The sequence below is a fragment of the Corallococcus terminator genome (genome assembly GCF_049194865.1).
Lineage (GTDB): Bacteria > Myxococcota > Myxococcia > Myxococcales > Myxococcaceae > Myxococcus > Myxococcus terminator_A.
In genome coordinates this window covers 37,127-61,889 of the sequence record NZ_JBLZWL010000024.1, presented here as the reverse complement: position 1 = coordinate 61,889, position 24,763 = coordinate 37,127, and the positions used below count along the sequence as shown (strand labels likewise).

The window sequence follows — 24,763 nt, the reverse complement described above, 5'->3', positions numbered from 1 at the left end:
GGGCGAGCATGGCCTGGAAGAGAGGCGAGCGGCTGAGGTCACGCTGAGGCTGGAGCTCCTCGACGAGCTTCTCGAAGGGGACGTCCTGGTGAGAGTAGGCGCCGAGAGTGGACTCGCGCACCTGGGCGAGCAGCTCGCGGAAGGACATGTCCAGCCGGAGCTGGGTGCGAAGGGCGAGGGTGTTGACGAAGAAGCCGATGATGCCTTCGAGCTCGGCCTGTCGACGGTTGGCGATGGGAGAGCCGACGACGATGTCGTCCTGACCGGAGTAGCGGGCGAGCAGGACGTTGAAGGCCGACAGCAGCACCATGAAGGGCGTGACACCCTCGCGGCTGCAGAGGGTGCGAAGCGCGGAGGTGAGGTCCGAGCCGAGGCGCACGGGGAGGTTGGCGCCGTGAGCGGACTGGACGGGAGGACGAGGCCTGTCGGAGGGAAGCTCCAGGGCCTGGGGCGCGCCGGAGAGGTGCTGACGCCACCAGGAGACCTGCTGAGCCAGGGCTTCGTCGCGCAGCCAGCCGCGCTGCCAGGCGGCGTAGTCGGCGTACTGGAGCGAGAGCGGAGCCAGGGGAGAGGGCAGGCCGCGAGCGAAGGCGGAGTAGAGCTCGACGACTTCACGGCCGAAGACGCCCGCGGACCAACCGTCGGAGACGATGTGGTGGACGGTGATGAGCAGCACATGGCGCTGCTCCGAGAGGCGCACGAGGGTGGCGCGAAGCAGAGGCGCGTGCGTCAGGTTGAAGGGCTTCTGGGCCTCGGCGGTGGCGAGGCGCTGGGCCTCGGCGTCGCGGGCGTCTTCCGGGAGGTGTCCGAGGTCGACGTGGGAGAGGGCGAACTCGACGTCGGAGTGGATGCGCTGAGCGGGCTCACCATCCGGGCGAGTGACGAAGCTGGTGCGCAGGGACTCGTGGCGGCGGACCAACTCCTGGAGGGCGCGGGTGAGGGCGTCGGAGTGCAGCTCACCGTTGACCTGGAGCGCGGTGGGGATGTTGTAGAAGGGACTGTCGGGCTGGAGCCTGTCGAGGAACCAGAGGCGCTGCTGTGCGAAGGAGAGAGGCAGGTCTCCGGAGCGAGGCGCGGGCGCCAAGGGCGGGAGCTGGAGGCCATCCTGGGCCTGACGCGAGGCCTCGATGCGAGGCGCGAGCAGCGCGACGGTGGCGGCTTCGAAGAGCGCGCGCACGGGCAGCTCGACGCCGAAGGACTTGCGCACGCGAGAGATGAGCTGCGTGGCGAGCAGTGAGTGGCCACCGAGCTCGAAGAAGTTGTCGGTGACACCGACTCGTTCAACACCGAGGACGAGCGAGAAAAGGGATGCGAGCAACTCCTCGGAAGGAGTGCGAGGAGCGATGTACTCGCGAGAGGCGGGGACGAAGTCCGGGGCGGGGAGCGCTCTCCTGTCCACCTTGCCGCTGGGATTGAGCGGGAGTGAGTCGAGGAGGATGAAGACCGACGGCACCATGTACTCGGGCAGGTGGAGCGAGAGCGCCGAGCGAAGTGCTTGGGAGTCGGGAGCGGCGGAGGAAGAAGGGACGACGTAGGCGACGAGGTGGGCCTCGTCGCGGACGACGACGACGGTGTCGGAGACGGAGGCAAGGGAGCGGAGGACGGCCTCGATTTCACCGAGCTCAATGCGGAAGCCACGCAGCTTGACCTGGAAGTCGGAGCGGCCGAGGTACTCGAGGGTGCCGTCAGGGAGCCAGCGAGCGACGTCACCGGTGCGGTAGAGGCGAGCACCCGGAGTGGCGCTGAAGGCGTCTGGGATGAAGCGCTCCGCGGTGAGGTGAGGCATGCGCCAGTAGCCGAGGCCGACCTGGACGCCGCCGATGAGGAGCTCTCCGGGGACACCGACGGGAGAAGGCTGTCCGGACTCGTCGAGGACGAGGAGTCGGGTGTTGGCGACGGGCCTGCCGATGGGGACGAAGTGACGGGAGTCGCCCGGGGTGCAGTGGAAGAAGGAGACTTCGACGGCGGCCTCGGTGGGGCCGTAGAGGTTGAAAATCTCGGCGTGAGGCAGGCGCGAGTGGGCGCGGCGCACCATCTCGGCGGGGAGGGCCTCACCGCTGCAGGCGAGACGACGGACGTGAGAGAGGGCTTCGAGTCCCGGCTCATCGAGGAAGGCGCGGAGCATGGAGGGGACGAAGTGGACGATGGAGACGCGCTGCTCGGAGATGAGGCGAACGAGGTAGGCGGGGTCCTGGTGTCCGCCGGGCCTGGCGAGGACGAGGCGAGCGCCGGAGATGAGAGGCGCGAAGAACTCCCAGACGGAGACGTCGAAGGAGAAGGGAGTCTTCTGGAGGACGGAGTCGGAGGCGGCCAGGGGGAACTGCTGCTGCATCCACAGCAGGCGGTTGACGACGCCGGAGTGGGCATTCATGGCGCCCTTGGGGCGGCCGGTGGAGCCTGACGTGAAGATGACGTAGGCGAGCGCGTCCGGGCCGGCGAGTTGAGCAGGGGCCGAGGACGGCTGACGCGAGACAGCGTCCCACTGGGAGTCGAGGCAGAGGACGCGAGAAGTGTGCTGAGGCAGCACGGACTTCAGGTGCTCGTGCGTGAGGAGCACGGGCGCGTCGGCGTCCTCGAGCATGCCGGCGAGGCGCTCGCGCGGATAGGCGGGGTCCAACGGGACGTAGGCGGCGCCGGACTTGAGAACGGCGACGAGCGAGACGACGAGGTCGAGCGAGCGCTCCAGGCAGATGCCGACGAGGACGCCGGGGCGAGCACCGAGAGAGCGCAGGTGGTGAGCGAGCTGGTTGGAGCGAGAGTCGAGCTGGGCGTAGGTGAGGACGCTGTCCTCGAAGCGAACCGCCTCGGCCTCGGGCGTGCGCAGCGCCTGGGCTTCGATGAGCGAGTGAAGCGTGGCCTCACTCGGGTACTTCACTTGCGCGCCCTGGAAGTCGGAGAGCAGCTGGGACGTCTCGTCATCGGCGAGCAGGCCGAGGTGGCGCAGGGGCACATCGACGCGAGAGGTGGCGTCGGCGAGAAGGCTCTCGAAGTGGCGAGCCATGCGACGCGGGGTGGAGGAGTCGAAGAGGTCGGAGTTGAAGTCGAGGGTGCCGAGCAGCCGGCCCTGGCTCTCGCTCATGGCGAGAGAGAGGTCGAACTTGGCGGAGTGAAGCTCGGAGGTAAGGAATTCTAGGGAGAGGCCCGGGAGGCGGAGGACCTCATCGGGGTTGTTCTGGAAGACGAAGGAGACCTGGAACAGCGGTGAACGGCTGAGGTCACGCTGGGGCTGGAGTTCCTCGACGAGCTTCTCGAAGGGGACGTCCTGGTGCTCGTAGGCGGCGAGAGTGGACAGGCGCACCTGGGAGAGCAGGTCGCGGAAGGACTGCCGAGCGTCGATGCGCGCACGCAGGACGAGGGTGTTGACGAAGAATCCGATGAGGCCTTCGGTTTCAGCGCGATTGCGGTTGGCGATAGGCGAGCCAACGCTGATGTCGTCCTGGCGAGAGTAGCGAGACAGCAGGAGCTGCCAGGCGGCGAGCAGGACCATGAAGGGCGTGGCGCCCTCGCGCTGAGCGAGGGACTTCACGGCGAGGGTCAGCTCTGGAGACAGCTCGAAGGGAAGCAGTGCGCCGCGGAAGGTCTGGACCGGGGGCCGAGGCCTGTCGGTGGGCAGCTCGATGGCGGGAGGAGCGCCTGAGAGCTGGTTGTGCCACCAGCCGATTTCGGATGAGAGGACGTCGCCCTGGAGCCACTGGCGCTGCCAGACGGAGAAGTCGGCGTACTGGATGGGAAGCGGTGAGAGCTGGGCGGATTCGCCACCGGAGAACTGGCGGTAGAAGGCGGCGAGCTCGCGGACCATGACGGAGATGGACCAGCCGTCGGACGCGATGTGGTGGAGGGTGACGAGGAGCCGGTGCTGGGAGGCATCCAGGCGGAGCAGTGAGGTGCGGACGACGGGGCCACGTGCCAGGTCGAAGGGCCGCAGGGCTTCAGTGGAAGCCAGTCGCTGGGCCTCTGCGTCGCGCTCCTGCTCGGGCAGGGCGGAGAGGTCGACGAGAGGCATCTCCAGCAGGAAGTCGTGCTGGACGAACTGAACGGGCTGGCCCTCATGAACGGCGAAGCGGGTGCGCAGGGCCTCGTGGCGCTGAATCAGCGCGTTGAGAGACTGGAGCAGTGCATTCGAGTCCAGTGAACCGGAGAGCTTGAGGACCCAGGGGATGTTGTAGGCGGACGAGCCGGGCTGGAGCTGGTCGAGGAACCAGAGGCGCTGCTGGGCGAAGGAGAGCGGCAGCGGCTGGGAGCGGTCGACGGGGACGAGTGCCGGCTGACGGGACGAAGAGCCGTGGAGCAACTCCAGCCGCTCGGAGAGAAGCGCGACGGTGGGAGAGGAGAAGAGCTCACCGAGGGGCAACTCGACGTCGAAGGTGGAGCGGATGCGGGAGACGACTTGAGTGGCGAGGAGGGAGTGGCCGCCCAACTCGAAGAAGTCGCCGTGGGCGCTGACGCGCTCCAAGCCGAGGACGTCGGCGAAGATGGAGGCGAGGCGCGTCTGGGTGGGAGTAGAGGGCGCGACGAAGTCGTCGCCAGAAGCGTCGGCGGAGGCGAAGTCGGGAGGAGGAAGGGCCTTCCTGTCGAGCTTCCCGTTGGCGGAGAGGGGGAAGGAGGAGAGGGAGACGAGAGCGGCCGGCACCATGTACTCGGGCAGGCGCTGGAGGAGGAAGGAGCGCAGCGCCGAAGCGTCGACAGAGGACTCGGCCGAGGTGAAGTAGGCGACGAGGCGCTTGTCACCGGGGACGTCCTCACGAGCGAGGACAACGGCTTCCTGGACGCCGGAGAAGAGGCGGACAGCGGCCTCGACTTCGCCCAGCTCGATGCGGAAGCCGCGGACCTTCACTTGGAAGTCAGAGCGGCCGAGGAACTCAAGCGAGCCATCAGCCAGCCAGCGGACGCGGTCACCGGTGCGGTAGAGGCGCGCACCCGGCGACGAAGAGAAGGGATGCGGGACGAAGCGCTCAGCGGTGAGGTCAGCGCGGTTGAGGTAGCCCCAAGCGAGGCCGTCACCACCAACGAAGAGCTCTCCCGGGACGCCGGGAGGCAGCGGCTGGAAGGAGGCGTCGAGGACGAAGGCGGAGGAGTTGGAGAGGGGCGCGCCGATGGGGACGGAGCGAGAGACAGAGTCCCCGTGCCGCAGCGAATGAGTCGCCGAGAAGGTGGTGTTCTCGGTGGGGCCGTAGCCGTTGACGAGGACGTGGCCCGGAGGGAGGCGAGCGAGGTGCTCGCGGACGCGAGAGGGCGGGAGGACGTCGCCACCGGCAAGCACCTGGCGGACGCCGGCCAGTGCAACGGGCTGGGCCGCGACCATCTGCTCGAAGAGAGCGGCTGTGAGCCAGAGGGAGGTAATGCCCTCACGGACGAGCAGCGAGCCCAGCTCCTCGAGAGACAGCGAGTGAGGAGGAGCGAGGACGAGCTTCGAGCCGTGGAGGAGAGCCCCCCAGATTTCGAGGGTGGAGGCGTCGAAGGCGACGGGAGCCGCGTGGAGCCAGACGTCGGAGGCGCCGAAGGAGATGAAGGAAGAAGAGACGAGGCGGGTGACGCCACGGTGAGGGACGCAGACACCCTTGGGCTCACCGGTGGAACCCGAGGTGAACATGACGTAGGCAAGGTCGTTGCCCGTCACGTCCAGAGGCAGCGCGGAGGACGGCTGGCTCGCGATGCGAGAAGCCTCCTCATCAATGACGAGGAGGACCGCGCCGAAGGCCGGCAAGTCATCGACGACGTCGGAGTGGGAGAGGACGACGCCAGCGGCGGACTCGCGGAGGACGAAGGCGAGACGCTCGGAAGGCCAGGCCTTGTCGAGAGGGACGTAGGCGGCCCCTGCCTTGAGGATGGCAAGGAGGGAGACGATGAGGTCCGCGGAACGGTCGAGGCGGACCGCGACGCGCGAGCCCGGGAGGACGCCCAGCGAACGCAGGTAGTGGGCGAGTTGGTTGGAGCGCGAGTCGAGCTGGGCGTAGGAGACAGACTCCTCACCAGAGGCGACGGCGACAGCGTCAGGCGTGCGCGCTGCCTGCTGGGCGAAGAGCGACTGGATGGACGCGTCACGCGGGTAGGCAGACGTGGTGCCGGTCCACGAAGGCAGAACCTGCTTCTCGGCCGGCGTCAGCATCGCAGCCGAGCCGAGCTGCGCATCGGGTGAAGCGGTCAGCCCTCCGAGCAGCACAGCGTAGTGCTGAGCGAGGCGCTCCATGGACGCCGCGTCGAAGAGGTCGGTGTTGTAGTTGAGAATACCGGTGAAGCCGTTGACGCCCTCTTCGAGCAAGAGGCTGAAGTCATACTTCGAGGTCTCAATGCTCGCGGGCATTCCGCCGAGGGTGAGGCCGGAGAGTTCGAGTTCCTCTTCAGGAGCGTTCTGAAGGGTGAGGGTGACCTGGAAGAGCGGCGAACGGCTCAGGTCACGCTGAGGCTGGAGTTCCTCGACGAGCTTCTCGAAGGGGACGTCCTGGTGTTCGTAGGCGGCCAGGGTGGACGCGCGAACCTGTGAGAGCAGCTCACGGAAAGACTGATGGGAGCCGATTCGCGCACGCAGGACCAGCGTGTTGACGAAGAAACCGATGAGGCCTTCGGTCTCCGCGCGGTTGCGATTGGCGACCGGCGAGCCGACGGAGATGTCGTCCTGCCCCGAGTAGCGGGACAGCAGGAACTGGAAGGAAGCCAGCAGCACCATGAAGGGCGTAGCCCCCTCGTGCTGAGCGAGCGCCTTCACGGCTTGCGTCAACTCGCGCGACAGTTCGATGGGGACCACCGCGCCGCGATACGTCTGAACAGCGGGACGGGACCTGTCGGTGGGCAGATCGAGCGAGGTGGACGCGCCAGAGAGCTGAGTCCGCCACCAGGCAAGCTCTTCGGCGAGGACGTCGCCCTGGAGCCACTGGCGCTGCCAGACCGAGAAGTCGGCGTACTGAATGGGCAGAGGTGAGAGCTGCGCGGGCTCGCCACCGGAGAACTGGCGATAGAACGCAGCAAGCTCGCGGACGATGACGCCGATGGACCAGCCGTCGGAGACGATGTGGTGAGCGGTGACGAGCAGCAGGTACTCGTCATCGGTGAGGCGCACGAGGGTGGCGTGCACCAGCGGGCCGCGAGACAGGTCGAACGAGTGAAGCGCCTCCTCGCGCATGAGCCGCTGGGCTTCGGCATCGCGAGCGGAAGAGTCCAGGGCGCGCAGGTCGACGACGGGCAGCGTCATGCGGACATCGGACTGGATGCGCTGGACGGGCTGGCCTTCGTGAATGGCGAAGTGGGTGCGAAGCACCTCATGGCGCTGAATCAGCGCGTTGAGGGACTGGAGCAGAGCCTCCGCGTTGAGGTTGCCAGTGAGCTTGAGAGCCCAGGGGATGTTGTAGGTGGAAGCGCCGGGCTGGAGCTGGTCGAGGAACCAGAGACGCTGCTGGGCGAAGGAGAGCGGCAGCGGCTGGGAGCGGTCGACGGGGACGAGTGCCGGCTGACGGGACGAAGAGCCGTGGAGCAACTCCAGCCGCTCGGAGAGAAGCGCGACGGTGGGAGAGGAGAAGAGCTCACCGAGGGGCAACTCGACGTCGAAGGTGGAGCGGATGCGGGAGACGACTTGAGTGGCGAGGAGGGAGTGGCCGCCCAACTCGAAGAAGTCGCCGTGGGCGCTGACGCGCTCCAAGCCGAGGACGTCGGCGAAGATGGAGGCGAGGCGCGTCTGGGTGGGAGTAGAGGGCGCGACGAAGTCGTCGCCAGAAGCGTCGGCGGAGGCGAAGTCGGGAGGAGGAAGGGCCTTCCTGTCGAGCTTCCCGTTGGCGGAGAGGGGGAAGGAGGAGAGGGAGACGAGAGCGGCCGGCACCATGTACTCGGGCAGGCGCTGGAGGAGGAAGGAGCGCAGCGCCGAAGCGTCGACAGAGGACTCGGCCGAGGTGAAGTAGGCGACGAGGCGCTTGTCACCGGGGACGTCCTCACGAGCGAGGACAACGGCTTCCTGGATGCCGGAGAAGAGGCGGACAGCAGCCTCGACTTCACCCAGTTCGATGCGGAAGCCGCGGACCTTCACCTGGAAGTCGGAGCGGCCGAGGAACTCAATCGAGCCGTCAGCCAGCCAGCGGACGCGGTCACCGGTGCGGTAGAGGCGAGCACCCGGCGACGAAGAGAAGGGGTGCGGGACGAAGCGCTCAGCGGTGAGGTCGGCGCGGTTGAGGTAGCCCCAAGCGAGGCCGTCGCCACCGACGAAGAGCTCTCCCGGGACGCCGGGAGGCAGCGGCTGGAAGGAGGCGTCGAGGACGAAGGCGGAGGAGTTGGAGAGGGGCGCGCCGATGGGGACGGAGCGTGAGACGGAGTCGCCATTCCGCAGGGAGTGAGTGGCGGAGAAGGTGGTGTTCTCGGTGGGGCCGTAGCCGTTGACGAGGACGTGGCCCGGGGGGAGGCGGGAGAGGTGCTCGCGGACGCGGGAAGGCGGGAGGACGTCGCCACCGGCAAGCACCTGTCGGACACCGGCCAGTGCAGCGGGCTGGGCCGCAACCATCTGCTCGAAGAGAGCAGCGGTGAGCCAGAGGGACGTAATGCCCTCACGGACAAGCAGCGAGCCCAACTCTTCCAAAGACAGTGAATGAGGAGGAGCGAGGACGAGCTTTGCGCCGTGGAGGAGAGCACCCCAGATTTCGAGGGTGGAGGCGTCGAAGGCGACGGGGGCGGCGTGGAGCCAGACGTCGGAAGAAGAGAAGGAGATGAAGGAAGAAGAGATGAGGCGGGTGACGCCACGGTGAGGGACGCAGACACCCTTGGGCTCGCCGGTGGAGCCAGAGGTGAACATGACGTAGGCAAGGTCGTTGCCCGTCACGTCCAGAGGCAGCGCGGAGGAGGGCTGGCTCGCGATGCGAGAGGCTTCCTCATCAATGACGAGGAGGACCGCGCCGAAGGCCGGCAAGTCATCGACGACGTCGGAGTGAGAGAGGACGACGCCAGCGGCGGACTCGCGGAGGACGAAGGCGAGACGCTCGGAAGGCCAGGCCTTGTCGAGAGGGACGTAGGCGGCCCCCGCCTTGAGGATGGCGAGGAGGGAGACGATGAGGTCAGCGGAGCGGTCGAGGCGGACAGCGACGCGCGAGCCGGGAAGCACACCCAGCGAGCGCAAGTAGTGGGCGAGCTGGTTGGCGCGCGAGTCGAGCTGGGCGTAGGAGACAGACTCCTCACCAGAGGCGACGGCGACAGCGTCGGGCGTGCGCGCGGCCTGCTGGGCGAAGAGCGACTGGATGGACGCGTCACGCGGGTAGGGGGACGTGGTGCCGGTCCAATCGGCGAGCACCTGCTGCTTCTCGGGCGAAGTCAGCAGCGGGAGTGCACTCAAAGACTGCTCAGGCTGAGAGACCGCGGCCTCGAGCAGCACGGAGAAGTGGCGGAGCAGTCCCTGCATCGACGCCGCGTCGAAGAGGTCGGTGTTGTAGTTGATGATGCCGGAGAACTGCTCAGCCTCTGTGAACAGGAGGCTGAAGTCGAACTTCGACGTGTTGATCTCAGAGGGGAGCGCACTGAGCTCAAGACCCGCGAGCGCGAGGGACGCCTCGGGGGCGTTCTGGAGCGTCAGCGAGACCTGGAACAGCGGTGAACGGCTGAGGTCGCGCTGGGGATGGAGTTCCTCGACGAGCTTCTCGAAGGGGACGTCCTGGTGCTCGTAGGCGGCCAGGGTGGACGTACGAACCTGAGAGAGCAGCTCGCGGAAGGACTGCCGAGCGTCGATGCGCGCCCGCAGGACCAGCGTGTTGACGAAGAAGCCGATGAGGCCTTCGGTCTCGGAGCGATTGCGGTTGGCGACCGGGGAGCCGACGGAGATGTCGTCCTGGCCCGAGTAGCGCGAGAGCAGGAGCTGGAAGGAAGCCAGCAGCACCATGAAGGGCGTGGCGCCCTCTTGCTGAGCCAGCGCCTTCACGGCCTGAGTCAGCTCACGAGACAGCTCGATGGGCAGCACCGCGCCGCGATACGTCTGAACAGCGGGACGGGGCTTGTCGGTGGGCAGTTCGAGCGAGGTGGAAGCGCCAGCGAGCTGAGTCCGCCACCAGGCAAGCTCTTCGGCGAGGACGTCGCCCTGGAGCCACTGACGCTGCCAGACGGAGAAGTCGGCGTACTGGATGGGCAGCGGCGAGAGCTGGGCGGACTCGCCACCGGAGAACTGGCGGTAGAACGCCGCCAGCTCACGAACCATGACGGCGATGGACCAACCGTCCGAGACGATGTGGTGGACGGTGACGAGCAGGAGGTGCTGCGCCTCGTCCAGGCGGATGAGGGTGGCTCGGACCAGGGGACCTTGAGCAAGGTCGAATGGACGAAGGGCTTCTTCGCGGGTCAGTCGTTCGATGTCCGCGTCACGCTTCGTGGCCGCAATGCCACGCAGATCCACCTGAGACATCTCCAGCAAGAAGTCCTGCTGGACGAGCTGAACGGGCTGGCCCTCATGAACGGCGAAGCGGGTGCGCAGGGCTTCATGGCGCTGGGGCAGCGCGCGAAGAGACTGGAGCAGTGCATTCGAGTCCAGTGAACCGGAGAGCTTGAGGACCCAGGGGATGTTGTAGGCGGACGAGCCGGGCTGGAGCTGGTCGAGGAACCAGAGGCGCTGCTGAGCGAAGGAGAGCGGCAGCGGCTGGGAGCGGTCGACGGGGACGAGTGCCGGCTGGCGAGACGAGGAGCCGTGGAGCAACTCCAGCCTTTCGGAGAGAAGCGCGACGGTGGGAGAGGAGAAGAGCTCACCGAGGGGCAACTCGACGTCGAAGGTGGAGCGGATGCGGGAGACGACTTGAGTGGCGAGGAGGGAGTGGCCGCCCAACTCGAAGAAGTCACCGTGGGCGCTGACGCGCTCCAGGCCGAGGACGTCGGCGAAGATGGAGGCGAGGCGAATCTGGGTGGGAGTGGACGGAGGTGCGAAGTCGTCGCCAGAAGCGTCGGCGGAGGCGAAGTCGGGAGGAGGAAGGGCCTTCCTGTCGAGCTTCCCGTTGGCGGAGAGGGGGAAGGAGGAGAGGGAGACAAGAGCGGCCGGCACCATGTACTCGGGCAGGCGCTGGAGGAGGAAGGAGCGCAGCGCGGACGAGTCGACGTCCTGCGCTGAGGTGAAGTAGGCGACGAGGCGCTTGTCACCGGGGACGTCTTCGCGAGCGAGGACAACGGCTTCCTGGATGCCGGAGAAGAGGCGGACAGCGGCCTCGACTTCACCCAGTTCGATGCGGAAGCCACGGACCTTCACCTGGAAGTCGGAGCGGCCGAGGAACTCAAGCGAGCCGTCAGCCAGCCAGCGGACGCGGTCACCGGTGCGGTAGAGGCGAGCACCCGGCGACGAAGAGAAGGGGTGCGGGACGAAGCGCTCAGCGGTGAGGTCGGCGCGGTTGAGGTAACCCCAAGCGAGGCCGTCGCCACCGACGAAGAGCTCTCCCGGGACGCCGGGAGGAAGCGGCTGGAAGGAGGCGTCGAGGACGAAGGCGGAGGAGTTGGAGAGGGGCGCGCCGATGGGGACGGAGCGTGAGACGGAGTCGCCATTCCGCAGGGAGTGAGTGGCGGAGAAGGTGGTGTTCTCGGTAGGGCCGTAGCCGTTGACGAGGACGTGGCCCGGAGGCAGGCGAGCGAGGTGCTCGCGGACGCGAGAGGGCGGAAGGACATCACCACCGGCAAGCACCTGGCGGACGCCGGCCAGTGCAGCGGGCTGGGCCGCGACCATCTGCTCGAAGAGCGCAGCTGTGAGCCAGAGGGACGTAATGCCCTCACGGACGAGCAGCGAGCCCAGCTCCTCGAGAGACAGCGAGTGAGGAGGAGCGAGGACGAGCTTGGAGCCGTGGAGGAGGGCGCCCCAGATTTCGAGGGTGGAAGCGTCGAAGGCGACGGGGGCAGCGTGGAGCCAGACGTCGGAAGAAGAGAAGGAGATGAAGGAAGAAGAGACGAGGCGGGTGACGCCACGGTGAGGAACGCAGACACCCTTGGGCTCGCCGGTGGAGCCAGAGGTGAACATGACGTAGGCAAGGTCGTTGCCCGTCACATCCAGAGGCAGCGCGGAGGACGGCTGGCTCGCGATGCGCGAGGACTCCTCATCAATGACGAGGAGGACCGCGCCGAAGGCCGGCAAGTCATCGACGACGTCGGAGTGAGAGAGGACGACGCCAGCGGCGGACTCACGGAGGACGAAGGCGAGACGCTCGGAAGGCCAGGCCTTGTCGAGAGGGACGTAGGCGGCCCCCGCCTTGAGGATGGCGAGGAGGGAGACGATGAGGTCAGCGGAGCGGTCGAGGCGGACAGCGACGCGCGAGCCGGGAAGCACACCCAGCGAGCGCAAGTAGTGGGCGAGCTGGTTGGCGCGCGAGTCGAGCTGGGCGTAGGAGACAGACTCCTCACCAGAGGCGACGGCGACAGCGTCGGGCGTGCGCACAGCCTGCTGGGCGAAGAGCGACTGGATGGACGCGTCGCGCGGGTAGGGGGACGTGGTACCGGTCCACCCGGCGAGCACCTGCCGCTTCTCGGGCGAAGTCAGCAGCGGGAGTGCACTCAAAGACTGCTCAGGCTGAGAGACCGCGGCCTCGAGCAGCACGGAGAAGTGGCGGAGCAATCCCTGCATCGACGCCGCGTCGAAGAGGTCGGTGTTGTAGTTGAGAACACCTGACAGTTGCTCAGCCTCATCGAACAGAAGGCTGAAGTCATACTTCGAGGTGTTGATCTCAGCCGGAATCGGCTTGAGCACGAGGCCTGACAGCGCGAGAGACGCCTCGGGGGCGTTCTGGAGCGTCAGCGTGACCTGGAACAGCGGTGAACGGCTGAGGTCACGCTGGGGCTGGAGTTCCTCGACGAGCTTCTCGAAGGGGACGTCCTGGTGCTCGTAGGCGGCGAGAGTGGACAGGCGCACCTGCTCCAGCAACTCGCGGAAGGACTGGTTGCGATTGATGCGCGCCCGGAAGACGAGGGTGTTGACGAAGAAGCCGATGAGGCCTTCGGTCTCCGCGCGGTTGCGATTGGCGATAGGCGAGCCAACGCTGATGTCGTCCTGACCCGAGTAGCGCGAGAGCAGAAGCTGGAAGGAAGCCAGCAGCACCATGAAGGGTGTGGCGCCCTCGCGCTGAGCGAGGATTTTCACGGCCTGCGTCAGTTCACGCGACAGCTCGATGGGGATTACCGCGCCGCGATAGGTCTGGACGGCGGGACGAGGCCTGTCGGTAGGCAGTTCGAGCGAAGTCGAGGCACCGGAGAGGTGCTGGCGCCACCAGTCGATCTCGGAGGAGAGGACGTCGCCCTGGAGCCACTGGCGCTGCCAGACGGAGAAGTCGGCGTACTGGATGGGCAGGGGCGCGAGCTGGGCGGACTCGCCCCCCGTGAACTGGCGGTAGAACGCAGCCAGCTCGCGGACCATGACGGCGATGGACCAGCCATCGGATGCGATGTGGTGGACGGTGACCAGCAGGAGGTGCTGCGCCTCGTCGAGGCGAAGCAGCGACGTGCGGACGACGGGGCCTCGTGCCAGGTCGAAGGGCCGCAGGGCCTCAGTGGAAGCCAGTCGCTGGGCCTCTGCGTCGCGCTCCTGCTCGGGCAGGGCGGAGAGGTCGACGAGAGGCATCTCCAGCAGGAAGTCGTGCTGGACGAGCTGAACGGGCTGGCCTGCGTGAACGGCGAAGCGAGTGCGCAGGGCCTCATGGCGCTGGGTCAGCGCACGAAGAGACTGGAGCAACGCCTCCGCATTGAGAGAGCCAGAGAGCTTGAGGACCCAAGGGATGTTGTAGGTGGAAGCGCCGGGCTGGAGCTGGTCGAGGAACCAGAGACGCTGCTGAGCGAAGGAGAGCGGAAGCGGCTGAGCGCGGTCGACAGGAACGAGAGCCGGCTGACGGGACGAAGAGCCGTGGAGCAACTCCAGCCGCTCGGAGAGAAGCGCGACGGTGGGAGAGGAGAAGAGCTCACCGAGGGGCAACTCGACGTCGAAGGTGGAGCGGATGCGGGAGACGACTTGAGTGGCGAGGAGAGAGTGGCCACCGAGTTCGAAGAAGTCACCGTGGACGCTGACGCGCTCCAAGCCGAGGACGTCGGCGAAGATGGAGGCGAGGCGCGTCTGACTCGCAGTAGAGGGCGGGACGAAGTCGTCACCGGAAGCGTCAGCGGAGGCGAAGTCAGGAGGAGGGAGGGCCTTCCTGTCGAGCTTCCCGTTGGCGGAGAGAGGGAAGGAGGAGAGGGAGACGAGAGCGGCCGGCACCATGTACTCGGGCAGGCGCTGGAGGAGGAAGGAGCGCAGCGCGGACGAGTCGACGTCCTGCGCTGAGGTGAAGTAGGCGACGAGGCGCTTGTCGCCGGGGACGTCTTCGCGAGCGAGGACAACGGCTTCCTGGATGCCGGAGAAGAGGCGGACAGCAGCCTCGACTTCACCCAGTTCGATGCGGAATCCACGGACCTTCACCTGGAAGTCGGAGCGGCCGAGGAACTCAAGGGTTCCATCGGCCAGCCAGCGGACGCGGTCACCGGTGCGGTAGAGGCGAGCACCCGGCGAAGAAGAGAAGGGGTGCGGGACGAAGCGCTCAGCGGTGAGGTCGGCGCGGTTGAGGTAACCCCAAGCGAGGCCGTCGCCACCGACGAAGAGCTCTCCCGGGACGCCGGGAGGAAGCGGCTGGAAGGAGGCGTCGAGGACGAAGGCGGAGGAGTTGGAGAGGGGCGCGCCGATGGGGACGGAGCGTGAGACGGAGTCGCCATTCCGCAGGGAGTGAGTGGCGGAGAAGGTGGTGTTCTCGGTAGGGCCGTAGCCGTTGACGAGGACGTGGCCCGGAGGCAGGCGGGAGAGGTGCTCGCGGACGCGAGAAGGCGGGAGGACGTCGCCACCGGCAAGCACCTGTCGGACACCGGCCAGTGCAGCGGGCTGGGCCGCAACCATCTGCTCGAAGAGAGCAGCGGTGAGCCAGAGGGAGGTAATGCCCTCACGGACGAGCAGCGAGCCCAGCTCCTCGAGAGACAGCGAGTGAGGAGGAGCGAGGACGAGCTTCGAGCCGTGGAGGAGAGCACCCCAGATTTCGAGGGTGGAGGCGTCGAAGGCGACGGGGGCGGCGTGGAGCCAGACGTCGGAAGAAGAGAAGGAGATGAAGGAAGAAGAGATGAGGCGGGTGACGCCACGGTGAGGGACGCAGACACCCTTGGGCTCGCCGGTGGAGCCAGAGGTGAACATGACGTAGGCAAGGTCGTTGCCCGTCACGTCCAGAGGCAGCGCGGAGGAGGGCTGGCTCGCGATGCGAGAGGCTTCCTCATCAATGACGAGGAGGACCGCGCCGAAGGCCGGCAGGTCATCAACGACGTCGGAGTGAGAGATGACGACGCCAGCGGCGGACTCGCGGAGGACGAAAGCGAGCCGCTCGGAGGGCCAGGCCTTATCGAGAGGGACGTAGGCCGCCCCCGCCTTGAGGATGGCGAGGAGGGAGACGATAAGGTCAGCGGAGCGGTCGAGGCGGACAGCGACGCGAGAGCCGGGAAGCACACCCAGCGAGCGCAGGTAGTGCGCGAGCTGGTTGGAGCGAGAGTCGAGCTGGGCGTAGGAGACAGACTCCTCACCGGAGACAACGGCGACAGCGTCGGGCGCGAGCGCGGCCTGGAGTGCGAAGAGGTCGTGAATGCTCGTGTTGCGAGGGTAGTTCGCCGTGGCGCCGTTCCAGCGCGTGAGCACCAGTTGCTTCTCGTCCGGCGTGAGCAGGGACATCCGTCCGAGCCGTGCATCAGGCTCGGTGACGGCCTCAGTGAGCAGCACGGAGAAGTGCCGCGACAGGCGCTCCAGGGTCGCCGCGTCGAAGAGGTCGGTGTTGTAGTTGAAGACGCCGGAGAAGCCGCTCCCGCCCTCTTCGAGCAAGAGGCTGATGTCGTACTTCGACGTCTCCAACTCCGGAGGAAGCTGCGTGAGCGTGATGCCCGGGAGCGCGAGGGTCGAGTTCGGCGTGTTCTGAAGGGTGAGGGTGACCTGGAACAGCGGCGAGCGACTCAGGTCGCGCTGCGGCTGAAGCTCTTCGACGAGCTTCTCGAAGGGGACGTCCTGGTGCTCGTAGGCGGCCAGGGTGGACAGGCGCACCTGTGCCAGCAGCTCTCGGAACGACTGCCGGACGTCGATGCGAGTGCGCAGGACCAGCGTGTTGACGAAGAAGCCGACGAGGCCCTCTGTCTCCGCGCGGTTGCGATTGGCGATGGGAGAGCCGACGGAGATGTCGTCCTGGCCCGAGTAGCGCGACAGCACGAGCTGCCACACGGCGAGCAGGACCATGAACGGCGTGGCACCCTCGCGCTGCGCGAGCTCCCTCACCGCGTTGCTCACGCTCGCGGACAGGGAGATCGGAAGCACCGCGCCGTGCTCGGTCTGCGCGGCGGGACGAGGCCTGTCGGTGGGCAGCTCCAGCGCGGTGGACGCTCCGGAGAGCTGCTGCTTCCACCAATCCAGCTCCTGACGAAGCGTGTCGCCACTGAGTCGCTGCCGCTGCCAGACGGAGAAGTCCGCGTACTGGATGGGCAGTGGCGCCAGCCGCGCGGCCTCGCCACCGGAGAACTGGCGATAGAACGCACCCAGCTCCCGGACCATGACCTCCGTGGACCAGCCGTCCGAGATGATGTGGTGGACGGTGACCAGCAGCAGGTGGTGGTGCGTGTCGAGCCGGAGCAGCGTGGCCCGCACGAGCGGCCCACGGGCCAGGTCGAACGGACGCAGCGCTTCTGCCCGCATCAACCTGCGCGCTTCCTCCTCCCGCTGTGACGGCTCCAGCAGCCCAAGCTCCTGCACGGGCAGGTCCACCCGAGCCTCGGGCTCGGTGACCTGAACGGGCTCGGCATCACGGACGACGAAGTGCGTGCGCAGCACCTCATGACGCTGGACGAGCGCCCGCAGGGACTGCCGCAGGGCCTCGACATCCAGCGCGCCTTCGAGCCGCAGGGCCGCGGGCAGGTTGTACGAAGCCGTGCCCGGCTGGAGCTGATCCAGGAACCACAGTCGCTGCTGTGCGAACGACAGGGGCAGGTCCCCATCGCGCGGAACAGGGCGCAGCTTCGCCAGGCCCGAATCCGAAACGGCTTCACCCGATGCGACCTGGAACCGCTGTGCGAGCAGCTCGACGGTGGGCGCCTCGAACAAGTCGCGCAGCGGCAGCTCCACGCCGGTGGAGGCACGAAGCTGCGCCACCAGCCGCGTCCCCAACAGGGAGTGGCCACCCAACTCGAAGAAGCTATCGGTGACACCCACGCGCTCGATGCGGAGCACCGAGGCGAAGAGGGCGGCGAGCCGCTCCTCGGTGGGCGTGCGAGGCGCGACGAACTCGCGCGAGGCAGGGACGAAGTCCGGAGCCGGGAGCGCCTTGCGTTCCACCTTGCCGCTGGGGCTCAGGGGGAGCGCGTCGAGGAAGACGAAGGCGGAGGGCACCATGTACTCGGGGAGGCGCTGGGAGAGCGCGGCCCGGAGTGAAGCGGCGTCGACGTCGCCAGAAGAGACGACGTAGGCAACGAGTCGAGCCTCGTCCCGGACGACGACGACGGTGTCGGAGACAGAGGGAAGCGAGCGCAGGGCGGCCTCGACTTCACCCAACTCGATGCGGAAGCCGCGCAGCTTGACCTGGAAGTCGGAGCGGCCGAGGTACTCGAGGGTGCCGTCGGGCAGCCAGCGAGCGACGTCACCGGTGCGGTAGAGGCGAGCACCCGGCGTGGCGCTGAAGGCGTCGGGGATGAAGCGCTCAGCGGTGAGGTGGGGCTTGCGCCAGTAGCCGAGGCCGACCTGGACGCCGCCGATGAAGAGCTCGCCGGGGACGCCGACGGGAGAAGGCTGGGAGTCGGAGTCGAGGACGTAGAGGCGGGTGTTGGCGACGGGCCTGCCAATGGGGATGGAAGGCCGGGAGGAGCCGCGAGCGCAGTGGAAGAAGGAGACGTCGACGGCGGCCTCGGTGGGGCCGTAGAGGTTGTGGACCTCGGCGGACGCGGGGAGGCGCGCATGGGCGCGTGCCACGAGGTCCGAGGTGAGGGCCTCACCACTGCACACGACGCGACGCAGTCCCGAGAGCTTCTCGATGCCCGGCTCCTCCAGGAAGGCGCGGAGCATGGAGGGGACGAAGTGGAGCGTGGAGATGCGCTGCTCGGCGATGAGGCGCACGAGGTAGGCGGGGTCCTGGTGACCACCGGGCTTCGCGAGGACGATGCGAGCGCCCGTCATGAGGGGCCAGAAGAACTCCCAGACGGAGACGTCGAAGGAGAACGGCGTCTTCTGAAGGACGGTGTCCATCGCCGTGAGGGCGTACTGCTGCTGCATCCACAGCAGGCGATTGACGACGCCTGAGTGGGCATTCATGGCGCCCTTGGGCCTGCCGGTGGAGCCTGAAGTGAAGATGACGTAGGCCAGCGCGTCGGGGCCCGCGAGCGACTCGAGCGAGGAGGAGGGCTGGCGCGAGACAGCGTCCCACTCGGAGTCGAGGCAGAGGACGCGAGCGGAGTGCTGAGGGAGCACGGACTTCAAGTGCTCATGCGTGAGGAGCACGGGCGCGTCGGCGTCTTCGAGCATCCCGGCGAGACGCTCGCGCGGATACGCGGGGTCCATGGGGACGTAGGCGGCGCCGGACTTGAGAACGGCGAGGAGGGAGACGACGAGGTCGAGCGAGCGCTCCAGGCAGACACCGACGAGGACACCCGGGCGAGCGCCGAGGGAGCGCAGGTGGTGAGCGAGTTGGTTGGAGCGTGAGTCGAGCTGGGCGTAGGTGAGGACGCTGTCCTCGAAGCGAACGGCCTCCGAGTAGGGCGTGCGCATCGACTGGGACTCGATGAGCGAGTGAAGCGTGGCCTCACTCGGGTACCGCACCTGCGCGCCCTGGAAGTCGGAGAGGACCTGGCGGTTCTCCTCCTGCGTGAGGAGGGGCAGCTCGGACAGCTGGGTGTCCGGGTTGGCGGCCACCGCGCCGAGCAGCGTGTAGAAGTGACCCCGCAGCCGCTGGATGGTCGCGACGTCGAAGAGGTCGGTGTTGTATTCGAGCCAGCCGAAGATCTCGTCCGGCCGGTCCTCGCGCAGCTCCAGCAGCAGGTCGAACTTCGCCGAGCCCGGGTCCACCAGCAGATACGTGGACTGCAACCCCGGCATCGACAGGTCCTGTCGCGGGGTGTTCTGGAAGCTGAACATCACCTGGAACAGCGGGTGACGGCTCAAGTCGCGCGGAGGCTGCAGCTCCTCCACCAGCTTCTCGAAGGGCAGCTCCTGGTGCGCGTACGCCGCCATGCACACGTCCTTCGCGCGACGCAGCAGCTCGCGGAAGGTGGGGTTGCCGCCCAGGTCATTGCGCAGCACCAGCGTGTTGACGAAGAAGCCGATCAACGACTCCAGCTCCGGCACGTTGCGGCCGGCGATGGGCGAGCCGACGGTGATGTCCGTCTGCCGCGAGTGCCGGTGCATCAACGTCTGGAACGTGGACAGCAACGTCATGAAGAGGGTGGCCCCCTCTTGCTGGCTGATCTCCTTCAGCGCGCGCGTCAGCGCGACGGGAAGCGTGACGAACTGACGCGAGCCCCGGTACGTCTGGCGGGCAGGGCGCTGCCTGTCCGTGGGCAGCTCCAGCGGCTCTGGCAGCGTCTTGAGGTGCTGCTTCCAGAAGTCCAGCTCGATGCGCAGCCGCTCGCCTTGCATCCGCTCGCGCTGCCACTCCGCGAAGTCGGAGTACTGGATGACGAGCTCCGGAATCGCGGGCGTCTGGCCCGTGACCTCCGCCGCGTAGAAGGTCATCAGCTCGCGAACGAAGACACCCAACGACCAGCGGTCCGTCACCAGGTGATGCATGGTGACCAGGGCCACGTGGTTGTCGGGCCCCAGGCGCAGCACCTTGCCGCGCAGGAGCGGCCCGCGCGCCAAATCGAACAGGCGCTGCGACTCCTCGCTGGTGCGGCGCTCCACCTCCTCGTCCTGCTCCGCCTTGCCCAGCTGGGAGATGTCCTCCACCGGGATGGTCAGCGTCAGCTCCGGCAGGACGACCTGCACGGGCAGCCCGTCGTCCCTCGAGGCGAACACGGTGCGCAGCGACTCGTGGCGCCGCACCACCTGGTTCACACACCGCGCCAGCAGCGGGACGTCCAGCACGCCGGTGAACTGCACGGTGATGTGGACGTTGTAGGCGAAGGCCTGTCCGCCCTCGAGCTGGTCCACCACCCACAGTCGCTGCTGCGGGAATGAGGCAGGCGCGGGCTCGGTTCCGGCGCGACGCGGAATCGTCCGCTCGAGCGCCTGGGTCGTCGACGCCTGGAGCTGCCCCTTCTTTTCCTTGAGGAGCAACTCGTACAGCGCGCGCTGCTTGGGAGTCAGCTTGTCGAGATTCTTGGAGCTACCGCTCATTGCATGACTCCGACTTCGGAGCCTCCGCTCGCTGGGGTGACCCAGGGCGGAGGGGAAGGTTGCTGGGGCCGATGGGGGGACGTCGGCCCGACTGAAATCTGGTGTGGGCTAGCTCGAGCGACGCAGCAGCTCGGCTTCAATCTCTTCGTCGCTGAGGTTGGACAGCTCCTCGAGCGCGGCTTGACTGGCTGCCTCTTCGAGCGCGAGCTGGTGGTCCGCCACCAGCTTCGCGAGCGCGGCCACGGTGGCTGCCTCGAAGAGCTTCGCCAGGGGAATGTCGAACTCGAACTGGGTGCGCAGGCGTCCGGCCACGCGCGTGGCCAGCAGCGAGTGGCCGCCCAGGTCGAAGAAGTTGTCGTTCAGGCCCACGGAGTCCACGCCCAGGACTTCCTGCCAGATGGACGCGAGCTGTTTCTCCAGCTCGCTCGCGGGCGGCACGAAGGGCGTCTTCGCGCGACGAGGCTTGCCGGCCGCGCGCGCACCCGAGGTGGGCTGGGACGTGTCGCGCTGAATCCACAGCTTCCAGCGCTGGGCCAGGTCTCCGGTGGCGACCACGACGTGGCCATCCACGCCGAGCGTCACCAACCGACGGACGGCCTCGGCGCCTTCCTGGGGCGTCATGGCGTACTGGTCCATGCTGGTGCGCACGTGGGTGTGCTTCGTCTCTTCCGGCCACGGGTCCCACGACGCGCTCACCCAGCGTGTCCCGGTGCGTCCGGCGTGGGCCTGCGCGAAGGCGTCCATGAAGAGGTTGGAGGACGCGTAGGTCAGGTAGCCGAGGCCACCGAGGACCGCGGCGTTGGACGAGAAGAGCAGGGCGAAGTCCACCGAGCGGGTGCTCAGCACCTTCTCCAGCGCGTAGGTGCCGTAGACCTTCGGACCGAACTGCGTCTCCGACTCGGCCCGGCCAATCTCCGTCAGCGGGTTGTACAGCGACGGGCCCTGGGTGACGCCCGCGCAGTGGAGCACGCCATTCAGCGCGCCGAAGCGGGCCTCCACCTGCGCCACCGCCTTCTCCAGTTGTCCCGCGTCCGCGACGTCCGCGTGCACCACCAGTACCTGCGCGCCAAGCTGCTCCAGCTTCCGCACACGGAGGATGCGCTGGGCCACCGCGTCGTTCTCGGGATGCGTGGCCAGGTAGGAGTCCCACTCGGATTTCGCCGGCAGGGCCGTGCGGCCCAGCAGCGCCAGGCGGGCCTTGAGCGTCTGGGCCAGGTGCTCGGCCAGCATCAAGCCCACGCCGCCGAGGCCTCCGGTGATGAGATAGACGCCCTGCTCACGCAGCGGGGCCTGGGCCTCGCCCGTGGGCTCCAGCCGCAGCGGCGCATGCGTCTGCGTGAAGCGGTGGTTGGAGCGCCACGCCACCACTGCGTCGCGCGTGCGCTGACTCAGCTCGGCGAGCAACCGCTCCGCGAGCTTCTCCACGCCCGCGGTCCGAGGCTCGGGCGCGATCAGGTCGATGCAGCGCGTGGTGACGTGGTCCTGCTCCTGCGGAATCACCTTGCACGGCCCCAGCAGCGTGGCCTTCTCCGGGAGGGCGTTGCCCTCGCCCGCCACGTCATGCAGCCGGTCCGTCACCACCTCCAGGCGCACGGGGCGGGAGGTGTCTCCCTGGGCGAGCGCCTGTCCCAGGTGCAGGAGGCTGAAGTAGCCCGTGTCCTGGACCTTGCGGAACAGCTCGGGCCCCGGGAGGTCCTCGCCCGACGAGGCGAGGCTCCACAGATGGACGACCACGGACGGGCTCAGCTCCTGGTCCGTCAGGTCCTTCCACAGCATGGCGTAGTCACCGCGCAGGCGAGGATCCAACGCATACCGGCGCGCGGCGTCTCGCATGAACGCGCTGCCCTGGCGCACCCGCACCACGTCCTGGCCCGCCTCCTCCAGTCGTCGGCACAGCGCCTCGCCGACGCCCACGCCGTCCACGAAGACGACCCAGCAGCGACGCTCGGCCAGGGCCTTGCGGTCCAGGGCCACGGGCGCCGTGCGGTGCCACGTGGGCACGTGGAACCACTCCGCCATGTCCACGAGCTTTCCCTGCGGCGCTTGGGCCTGCGTGGCCTCGACGCGCGTGCCCGGCGCCACCCAGTAGCGCTGGCGCTCGAAGGGGTACGTGGGCAGCGGCACGCGACGAAGCGCGCGGCCCTCGCTCACGGCCTCCCAGTCCACCTCCACGCCGTCCAGCCAGAGCTGCCCCAGCGTGCCGAGCACCGCCGCGGACGCGGGCGGGTTGGCTCCCGAGGCGGGCAGGCAGCCGCGCACGGAGCGAGTCCCCGTGCTTCCCGCCAGCGCGAGGGACTTCTCGACGAGCGCCCCCGTGGCCCCCATCGCGAGCACGACGCGAGAGGGCTCCTTCACCAGCTCGCGAAGCGCGTCGTCCAGGCGCGGCGCGCGGCTCGCCGCGTCCTTCCACGTCTCGGGACGGGTGGCCTCGGCGGCCGTGAGCAGCGCTCCGGTGACCAGGGAGTAGAGCGGCACCTCGGGCGCCTTCAGCGTCGCGGCGCTCGGTGCGTGCTCTCGTCCCTCGGCTCGGGCGACCGTCAGGGACAGGGCCTCCTCCAGCGAGAGCGTGCCCGCGAGGCTCGCGGCGATCCACGCGCCCACGCCTTCGCCGAGCATCGACTCGGGCTGCACGCCCCACGACATCCACAGGCGCGCCAGGGCGTACGGCTCCACGAAGCGCGCGGCGGCGGACACCGGACCGGAGCGCGCGGGCCGGCTCCCGTCCTCGGGATACAGCACGGCGCTCAGGTCCACGCCCAGCCGCGACTGGAGCAGCTCCGCGCACTGGTCCACTTCCGCGCGGAAGGCGGGCTCCGACCGGTACAGCGAATCCAGTGAAGCCTCCGCTCCGGCGTCGGAGAAGAGGAAGGACACGGGGCGGTTGCCCGTCTCGTGCGTACCGGAGAGCACGCGCTGGGGCTCCGCCATGCGCAGCACCCGCACGGCATCCTGCCCGTCGCGAGCCACCACCACGCGGCGGTGTGCATGCGCCTTGCGGCCGACCTGGAGCGTGTACGCCACATCCGCGAGCGGCTGCTCCGGATGTGCTTCCAGGTGCTGCGCGAGCCGCGCGGTGGCCGAGTCGAGCGCGGTGTGGCTGCGCGCGGAGAGGACCAGCAACTCCCACGGGCGGCCCGTCGACGCAGAGGGCGCGGGAGGCGCCTCCTCCAGCACGATGTGGGCGTTGGTGCCGCCGATGCCGAACGAGCTGACGCCCGCGCGCCGGGGCGTCTTGCCGCGCGGCCACGGCTGGAGCGCGGTGTTCACGTAGAAGGGCCCGCTGTCGAAGTCGATCTGCGGGTTGGGCGACTCGAAGTGGAGGCTGGGCGGAACCTGCTGGTGCTTCATCGCGAGGATGGCCTTGAGCAGGCTCGCGCTGCCGGCCGCCGCGTCCAGATGGCCCACGTTCGTCTTCACCGAGCCGATGGGCACCGTGCGGCGGCCCTTCGCCTTCGCGCCGAACACCTTCGTCAACGCGCGCAGCTCGATGGGGTCTCCCAGCGCGGTGCCGGTGCCGTGCGTCTCCACGTAGGAAATCGTGTCGGCGGGCACCTCCGCCGCGGCGAGCGCGTCCTTGATGACGGTGGCCTGCCCCTGCACGCTGGGCGCGGTGAAGCTGGCCTTCACGGCGCCGTCGTTGTTGATGGCGGAGCCCTTGATGACGGCGTGGATGGTGTCGCCGTCCGCCAGCGCGTCCTCCAGCCGCTTGAGGACCACCAGGCCGATTCCGCTGCCGAAGATGGTGCCCGCCGCCTTCGCGTCGAAGGCCCGGCAGTGGCCATCCGGCGAGACGATGCCGCCGTACTGGTACAGGTAGCCGACCTTCTGCGGCACGTTGATGGCGACGCCGCCAGCAATGGCCATCCGGCACTCGTCCGCGAGCAGGGCCTGTCCCGCCAGGTGCAGCGCGACGAGCGCCGTGGAGCACGCGGTGTGCACGGAGTACGCGGGCCCGCGCAGGTTGAGGCGGTGCGCCACGCGCGTGGTGAGGAAGGCCAGGTCATTGCCCAGGCCAATCTCGAACGGGTCCAACCCGCCGAGCGCGGTGGGGTTGGAGAAGAGGTTGAAGACGTACGTGTCCGTGCGCGCTCCGGCGTACACGCCGATGCGACCCTTGAAGCGCTCGGCGTCGTAGCCCGCGTTCTCCAGCGCCTCCACGGCGCACTCCAGGAAGACGCGCTGCTGAGGGTCCATCACCTCCGCTTCCTTGGGGGTGACGCCGAAGTAGCCCGCGTCGAAAAGGTCCGCGTCCTCCAGGACGGCGGCGGCCTTCACGTAGTTGGGGTCCGAGCGAATGGCGGCCGTGTCGAGCGCGCTCGCCTCCAGCTCCGCGTCCGTCAGGAAGCTGATGGACTCCACGCCGTCCCGCAGGTTGCGCCAGAACGCCTCCAGGTCGCGCGCACCCGGGAAGCGCCCCGCCATGCCGACGACGGCGATCTCCAAACCGGTGGTGTCCGCGTTGGACGAATCCGTGGCCATGTCTCTCTCCGAAGT

Annotated in this window: 2 protein-coding genes; both read right to left on the bottom strand. The window is 68.2% G+C overall.

What is annotated here, in order from left to right; all coding sequences use genetic code 11:
• A partial coding sequence (locus tag ACN469_RS11025) for a non-ribosomal peptide synthase/polyketide synthase (protein ID WP_498766922.1) occupies positions 1 to 20,269 on the bottom strand: 20,269 nt, incomplete at its 3' end.
• Between the two features lie 108 nt (positions 20,270 to 20,377).
• Positions 20,378 to 24,748, bottom strand: coding sequence for a type I polyketide synthase (locus ACN469_RS11020; protein WP_498766920.1), 4,371 nt, complete (start codon positions 24,746 to 24,748; stop codon positions 20,378 to 20,380).
• Positions 24,749 to 24,763 lie beyond the last annotated feature (15 nt).

Bases quoted from the DNA above. Each gene is read 5' to 3' on its own strand.
- ACN469_RS11020 (WP_498766920.1), bottom strand. From the start codon at position 24,748: ATGGCCACGGATTCGTCCAACGCGGACACCACCGGTTTGGAGATCGCC.